The following is a 7,004-nucleotide window of genomic DNA, read 5'->3' as shown; positions in this document are numbered from 1 at the left end:
GCCCGCCGATGTGTCGGCTCTCGTGGGCATCACGATCGCGTTGCACGTCGGCGGCATGTATGCGCTGTCTCCGCTCTTCGGTATCCTCGCCGACCGATGGGGACGCCTGCGCGTGGTTCTCCTGGGGCAGGTGCTGCTCGGCGGCGCGCTGGCCTTCGCCGTGTTCGTGAACGATCAGGAATGGGGGGTGATGGTCGCCCTGATCCTGCTCGGCCTCGGCTGGAGCGCGGCGACCGTCGCGGGGGCGGCGCTGCTGACCGAATCGAGCGCCCCCGCGATCCGCACGCGTCCGACAGGGCCGCAGCGACTCCCTGATGAGCCTCTCGGCTGCAGCGGGCGCGGTGCTGGCCGGAGTGGTGCTGTCGAACTTCCAGTACGCGGGGCTGGGGATCGCGGCGTCCGTGATCGTCGTCGTGATCGTCGCTCTGTCACCGCTCGGTCGCTCGAAGCGATGAAGGACTGGGCCGGTACCGGGCGCGCGTACGCCGACTCGTACGCCGCGCTGTGCGTCGGAACCGCGCCCGCGCTGATCGAGTCCCTCGGTGCCGCCGCGGGGCGCACGCTGCTGGACGTGGGTTCCGGAACCGGACTGCTGTCCGCAGCGTGCGTCGCCGCCGGGTGGAACGTGAACGGGTGCGAACCCGAGGCGTCGATGCGAGAGGTCGCGCGGCAGGACCACCCCGACATTCCCGTGGTCGATGCGGCACTGCCCACTCTGCCTTTCCGTGACGAGGCGTTCGACGCGGTCGTCGCGAACTTCGTGCTCAATCACGTCGCCGACCCCAGATCTTCCGCGCGCGAGCTCCTGCGGGTGTCGGCGCGCCACGTGGCCGCGACGATCTGGACGACGTCGCCGACCTGGCTGTGGCGCGAGGTGTGCGAGCGCGCGGCGCTCATCCCGGCGCCGGGTGAGCGGCTGCCGCCGGAGAAGGACTTCGAGCGGACGGTCGACGGCTTCGCAGGGATGCTCCGTGACGCGGGGTGGGCGCGCCCACAGGTGTCGGAGATCACCTGGACATGGTCGGTCGATGCGGCCGCGCTGTGGGTGTCGGCCGAAGGGGGCGTCGGGTCGGCGGGTCAGTTCCACCGAGCGCTGGACGCCGCGGGGCGGGCATCGTTCCGAGAGGCCTTCGAGGCCGTGTGCGCGGAGCGGTCGGTCGACGACCGTCTTCCGCTGGTTCACGCGGCAGCGGTGGCGGTCGGGTCCCACGGCTGACCTCCGCACGGCAGGCGAGCCCCGAGCCGTAGAATCGAAGGGCTATGGCTACTCCTCACCCCCTCACCACGACCGCCGGTGGTGCCGACGTCCGCGTCCGCTTCTGCCCCTCGCCGACGGGACTGCCGCACGTCGGCATGGTCCGCACCGCGCTCTTCAACTGGGCCTACGCCCGCCACACGGGCGGGAAGATGGTGTTCCGCATCGAGGACACCGACGCCGCACGTGACAGCGAGGAGAGCTTCCGCCAGCTCGTCGACGCTCTCACGTGGCTCAAGATCGACTGGGACGAGGGCGTCGAGGTCGGCGGCCCGCATGCTCCGTACCGTCAGTCAGAGCGCCACGACATCTACCGCGGTGTCATCGACAAGCTCCTCGCCACGGGTGCCCTGTATGAGAGCTACTCGACGGCGGATGAGATCGATGCTCGCAACGAGGCGGCAGGACGCGCGAAGCAGCTCGGCTACGACAACTTCGATCGCGACCTCACCGACGAGCAGAAGGACGCGTTCCGTGCCGAGGGGCGTCAGCCCGCCCTGCGTCTGCGCGTGCCGGACGAGGACCTCACCTACGTCGACCTGATCCGCGGCGAGGTGACCTTCCCCGCCGGCTCCTTCCCCGACTTCGTGGTGGTGCGGCCCAACGGGATCCCGCTCTACACGTTCGTCAACCCTGTCGACGATGCTCTGATGGGCATCACCCACGTCCTGCGCGGTGAAGACCTGATGCCGTCGACGGCACGTCAGCTCGCGCTCTATGCGGCGCTCATCGACGCGGAGGTCACCACCTTCGTGCCGCGGTTCGCGCACATGCCGCTGGTGCTGGGCGAGACCGGGAACAAGAAGCTCTCGAAGCGCGATCCGCAGGCGGATCTGTTCCTGCACCGCGATCGCGGCTTCATCCACGAGGGCCTGCTGAACTACCTGGCACTGCTGGGCTGGTCGATCGGCCACGACCGAGACGTGTTCTCGCTCGAGGAGTTCACCGAGGCGTTCGACATCGTGGATGTGAACCCGAATCCGGCGCGGTTCGACCAGAAGAAGGCCGAGTCGATCAACGGCGACCACATCCGCAAGCTCGATGAGAAGGACTTCGCCGAGCGGACGATCCCGTACCTCGCCGCAGCAGGGCTCTTCGATGAGCCCACGCACGAGCAGCTCGTGCTCGCGTTCCGGGTCGCGCCGCTCGTGCAGGAGCGTGTGCAGCTGCTCGGCGAGGTCCCGGGCATGGTCGGATTCCTCTTCACAGAGGATGTCTCGTACGACGCCGACGCACTCAAGGGTCTGCCGGCGAACGCCGCTGACGTGCTCGACGCGTGTGTCGTGGCGTTGGAGTCGGTGACCGAGTTCACTCCGGAGAAGATCCAGGAGGCTCTCGCCGAGGCGCTCGTGGAGAAGCTCGAGCTCAAGCCGCGCATCGCCTACGGGCCTCCGCGCGTGGCGATCACCGGCCGTCGCATCTCGCCGCCGCTGTTCGAGTCGATGGAGCTGCTCGGCAAGGACGAGTCGCTGCGACGCCTGCGCGGTCTGTCGGAGTTCCTGGCGAACTGAGGGAGTCGGAAGGGAGAGCACCTGTCAGGTGCTCTCCCTTCTGCATGCGCGCCCGTCGACGCTCGCGCGCGATCTCGCCCAAGGGCGACGCGCCCGGACCGATCGGGGCGTTTTGGCATTCGGGCCGTGGCTCGGGTAGGCTTGACTCTCGGTGCGAGGCTCCGGTTTCGCCCTTGGGGTATGGTGTAATTGGCAACACGGCGGTTTCTGGTTCCGTTGTTCTTGGTTCGAGTCCAGGTACCCCAGCAAGACAAAAACCCCCGCTCAGGCGGGGGTTTTGTCGTTTCAGGGTGAGGCTCTACTCGCACTCCCCGATGAACTCCAGGTAGCACACGGCCTCGTGCGTGACGGCGGGCTTGTAGTCGTCGTTCGACACCTGGCGGGTATCGATCTCGGGGGTCTGGTGCAGTGTGCCGTAGGTCCCGAGTGTGGCCACGTAGTAGCCGTCGCCGTCCTGCGCCTTCATCTCGTCGATCGCCCCGCTGTAGTCCGTGCAGAGCAGGGTCGCGTCCTCGGTGAGCTCCACGTCGACGCAGGCGGCCGTGTAGGTGGCGACCATGAGGTTCGTGCAGTCGGTCCAGTCCTGGTTCACCGTGCAGGGGTTCACCGTGTCCATCGTCACGTCGTAGCGGCCCGTCTCGTACTCCTCGCTGTGGAAGGTCTCGGGCTGCTCGGGGACATCGGTCTTGGTCCAGTGCCGCGCCGTCGCGAAGGCGAAGATCACCACGATCGCGGCGATCAGCAGCAGCGCGGCGAGGATCGACAGCGTCACCCAGAGTCCGACCCTCTTCTTCTTGCCGGGGGCGGCCTCCCCTGTGACGGGGGCACCGGGGTAGGCGGACACGCCCGGTGCAGCCTCGTAGCCGGGGTAGGGCACCGTGGCTGCGAACGCGGGATCGAGCGGGGCGGTGGCGGGCGGCGGAGCGTCGTACGCCGGCCCGGTGGGCGGCGGCGGAGAGTCGACGGCTGCGCCTGCGGGCGGCGGCGCGTCGTAGGCGGATCCGGCCGGCGGCGGAGGAGAGTCGAATGCAGGCGGCGGAGCGTCGTAGGCGGGCCCGGCCGGCGGCGGGGGAGTCGACTGCGTCGACAGCCAGTACGAATACCAGCCCTGCGTCGAAGCCGGGTCGTCGGCGACCTGCTGCGCCTCGATGTCGGTGAGCTGTAACCCGAGGGCGGCCCGCAGATCTGCATTCGTCAGGGACGCGCGGAATTCCTCGAGTGACATCGTCATAGTGAAGAGAATGGCAGACCTACATACCGGTCGACAATCCGGCGGGCGTCGGCACGCCGGGGAGCGGACACCGATGTCGGAGGTCTGCGCGAGAATCATCACGTGATCGGCATCCGGACGTTCTGGCGCGCGCTCCCCACCGAGGGGCGATGGCTGCTGTCGACCGTGGTCGTGCAGACCTTCGGTCGCGGAATGACTCTGCCTTTCACGATCATCTATCTTCACGAGGTGCGGGGGTTCGATCTCGGGGTCTCCGGAGCATTGATGAGCCTCATCGCCATCACCGGTCTCATCGTCACGGGGCCCGGTGGCACGCTGATCGATCGCCACGGTGCGAGGCACGTGCTCCTGGTGGGGCTGGTCGCGATGATCCTCGGGTGCACGCTGCTGGCCTTCGCGACGCATCCCGCGGTCGCTGCGGTCGCGGTCATCCTCATCGGGGTGAACTTCGGCGTCTCGTGGCCCGGATTCAATGCCCTCATCGCGAGCGTGGTCGACGGTGAGGTGCGACAGCAGTACTTCGGGGTGAACTTCGCGCTGGTCAACCTCGGCATCGGCGTCGGCGGCATCATCGGAGGCTTCTTCGTCGATGTGCACGACCCGGGCACATTCACCGCCATCTTCCTGATCGATGCCGCGACCAGCCTCATTCCGATGGCCCTCCTGCTCGGCCCGCTTCGGCGCGTGCGCACTCAGGGCGATGCCGATGCGCCCGCAGACCAGGGTGGCTCGTATCGCGCGATCCTGCGTCGACCGGCTGTTCTCTGGCTGACGCTGCTGACCTTCCTGGCGGTGTTCATCGGCTACGGCCAGATGGAAGCAGGGTTCCCGGCCTTCGCCCGCCAGGTGGCCGAGGTCTCGACCCAGGTCGTCGGCATCGCCTTCGCCGTCAACACCGCCGTCATCGTGCTGCTCCAGTTCGCGGTGCTGAGGTTCATCAGCGGGCGCCGGCGCACACGGGTGATGGTGGTCATGGCGCTGATCTGGGCGCTCTCGTGGGTGATCCTCGGATGCACAGGCGTCCTGCCGGCCTCGATCGCCGCGGCGATCGGAGTAATCGCGTACATGGGCGTCTTCGCGTTCGGTGAGACGATGCTGCAGCCCACCGTGCCGGCGATCTACAACGATCTGGCGACCGACAGGACGCGGGGGCGTTATAACGCCGTGAACTCGGCCGCCTTCCAAGGCGGCGCCATCACCGGGCCGCTGGCCGCCGGCATCATGCTCGGTCAGGGGCTCACGGTCTGGTTCATCGGCGTCATGGTCGTGGGCAGTGCGGCGGTCGGTGTGCTGGCGCTGGCTCTCGAACGCGTGATCACCCCGGCCGACAACGGCGTTCCGGAAGAGGTCGTCCGCCTCGACGAACGATGATCCGAGTGCTCGCCGCCTAGCAGGTCAGCACCGCGCCGCGCCATGCCCTTCACGCCGTGGGCGCCACGGGGGATCGTGATCGTCGACGGTCGATGCTGTGTGACGAGGAGGACGACGATGGCGCTTACGAGAGTGGTCCCCGGTGAGACTCCGGGCATCAGGCGCGTGCGATCGGGATCGGGTTTCCGGTACGTCGATGCCGGAAACACCCCGGTCGAGGAAGCCGATCGCGAACGCATCCGCGACCTCGCGATCCCCCCTGCCTGGAAGGACGTGTGGATCGCCGCCGATCCGCTGGCCCACATCCAGGCGGTGGGCACGGACGACGCGGGGCGACGTCAGTATCTCTATCACCCGCTCTGGCGCACAGGCAGGGATCAGCGCAAGTTCGCACGGGCGCTGAAGCTCGCCGCGGCATTGCCGGCGGCCAGGGCGAAGGTGACGCGCGCGATCGGCGAACCCGGTCTGACGAGGGAGCGCGCGCTGGCGGTCTCTTTCCGCCTGCTCGACGACGCCGCACTGCGCATCGGCTCGGAGCGCTATCTCGTCAAGCACGGCAGTCGAGGTCTGAGCACCCTCCGCAGGCGTGATGTGCGCATCGACGGGAGCACGGTGTCGCTGAGCTTCCCGGCCAAGAGCAAGCAGCTCGCGTCGATCGAGATCACCGATGCCCCGCTCGCCGAGGCGCTCTCGGAGTTCGCCGTCGGCTCGCCTCGTGCGCCTCTGCTCGCGTACCGCAAGGGGCGTCGCCGAGTGCGGCTGAACTCGAGTGAGGTCAACGACTACCTTCGAAAGGTCGCCGGCGCGGCATTCACCGCGAAGGACTTCCGCACGCTGCACGGCACCATACTCGCCGCGGACGCGCTGGCGCGTATCGGCCGTCTCGAGACGAAGACCGAGCGACGGCGTGCCGAGCGCCTGGCCGTGCAGGCCACGGCGTCGGCACTCGGCAACACCCTCGCTGTCGCGCGGGGGAGCTATATCGATCCGCGCGTGTTCCGGTTGTACTCGCGAGGTCGCACGCTCGATCTCACGGTCTCGCCCGAGACGGCGATCCGCAAGCTCCTCGGACGGTGACGGCGATCAGCTCTCTCGCGGGTAGGTGTAGAAGCCCTCGCCCGTGGCGACGCCGAGCTTGCCCTTGTCGATGTACTGCTCCTTGAGAAGCGAGGCGAACCGCTGCTGCTTCTCGCCGCCCATGCGAGAGATGTTGTAGGCCGTGGTCAGGCCGACGATGTCGTAGATCTCGAAGGGGCCGGCCGGAGCACCCGTGCCGATGCGCCAGGTCGCGTCGATCGCCTCGGGGTCGGCGATCCCGTCGACGAGGAGTCCGGCACCGGCTTCCAGGAAGGGCACGAGCATCGAGTTCAGGAGATACCCGGCCTTCTCCTTCTTGATCTGGATCGGGACCATGCCGATCTGCGAGGCGAACTCGACCACGGTGTCGTAGACCGCGGGGTCGGTGGCAGGCGTGCCCATCACCTCGGCGGTGTTGTGCGACCAGATCTCGTTCGCGAAATGCAGGGCCAGGAACCGCTCTGGCCTTCCCGTCGATTCGGCCAGAGCGCTCGGCAGAAGGGTCGACGAGTTCGTCGCGAAGATCGTGGAGGCGGGGGCGACCTCGGCCAGCGTGCGG

At 68.1% G+C, this 7,004-nt stretch carries 6 protein-coding genes and 1 tRNA gene; 5 read left to right on the top strand and 2 right to left on the bottom strand.

Annotation, left to right across the window (positions count from 1 at the left end; genetic code table 11):
* The 3 genes from J7E68_RS19955 to J7E68_RS15660 all read left to right on the top strand — a co-directional run.
* Nucleotides 1-1,216, top strand: a 1,216-nt coding sequence (locus tag J7E68_RS19955) for an MFS transporter (protein ID WP_251049058.1), incomplete at its 5' end; no start/stop codon positions are given.
* Nucleotides 1,217-1,260: 44 nt separating this feature from the next.
* Complete coding sequence (gene gltX, locus J7E68_RS15665) at nt 1,261-2,766, top strand: glutamate--tRNA ligase (RefSeq protein WP_215174130.1); 1,506 nt, start codon at nt 1,261-1,263, stop codon at nt 2,764-2,766.
* 174 nt (nt 2,767-2,940) lie between these two features.
* Nucleotides 2,941-3,012: transfer RNA gene (locus J7E68_RS15660), tRNA-Gln, on the top strand.
* A 52-nt stretch (nt 3,013-3,064) separates the two neighbouring features.
* Here J7E68_RS15660 and J7E68_RS15655 read toward each other — a convergent pair.
* The gene (locus J7E68_RS15655; protein WP_215174128.1) at nt 3,065-3,997 is read right to left on the bottom strand and encodes a hypothetical protein; all 933 of its coding nucleotides are present in this window, start codon (nt 3,995-3,997) and stop codon (nt 3,065-3,067) included.
* Between the two features lie 102 nt (nt 3,998-4,099).
* Here J7E68_RS15655 and J7E68_RS15650 point away from each other — a divergent pair, with 102 nt between their 5' ends.
* Together J7E68_RS15650 and J7E68_RS15645 are read left to right on the top strand one after the other, a co-directional pair.
* Nucleotides 4,100-5,368, top strand: coding sequence for an MFS transporter (locus J7E68_RS15650; protein WP_311417144.1), 1,269 nt, complete (start codon nt 4,100-4,102; stop codon nt 5,366-5,368).
* A 117-nt stretch (nt 5,369-5,485) separates the two neighbouring features.
* Nucleotides 5,486-6,445 carry a DNA topoisomerase IB gene (locus J7E68_RS15645; protein WP_215174126.1) on the top strand — a complete coding sequence of 320 codons (960 nt, stop codon included), beginning with the start codon at nt 5,486-5,488 and terminating at the stop codon, nt 6,443-6,445.
* Between the two features lie 6 nt (nt 6,446-6,451).
* On the opposite strand, the gene J7E68_RS15640 is transcribed toward J7E68_RS15645, so the two are convergent.
* Nucleotides 6,452-7,004, bottom strand: a 553-nt coding sequence (locus J7E68_RS15640) for a 3-hydroxyacyl-CoA dehydrogenase family protein (RefSeq protein WP_251049057.1), incomplete at its 5' end; no start/stop codon positions are given.

The sequence above is a fragment of the Microbacterium sp. ISL-103 genome (genome assembly GCF_018613995.1).
Taxonomy (GTDB): domain Bacteria; phylum Actinomycetota; class Actinomycetes; order Actinomycetales; family Microbacteriaceae; genus Microbacterium.
The sequence above is the reverse complement of the archived record's forward strand: the minus strand, read 5'-3'. Positions and strand labels throughout refer to the sequence as shown.

What these genes read in the sequence shown, in the direction of transcription:
- J7E68_RS15655 (WP_215174128.1), bottom strand. Translation starts at nt 3,997, where the DNA reads ATGACGATGTCACTCGAGGAATTCCGCGCGTCCCTGACGAATGCAGAT.
- J7E68_RS15645 (WP_215174126.1), top strand. Translation starts at nt 5,486, where the DNA reads ATGGCGCTTACGAGAGTGGTCCCCGGTGAGACTCCGGGCATCAGGCGC.
- gltX (WP_215174130.1), top strand. Translation starts at nt 1,261, where the DNA reads ATGGCTACTCCTCACCCCCTCACCACGACCGCCGGTGGTGCCGACGTC.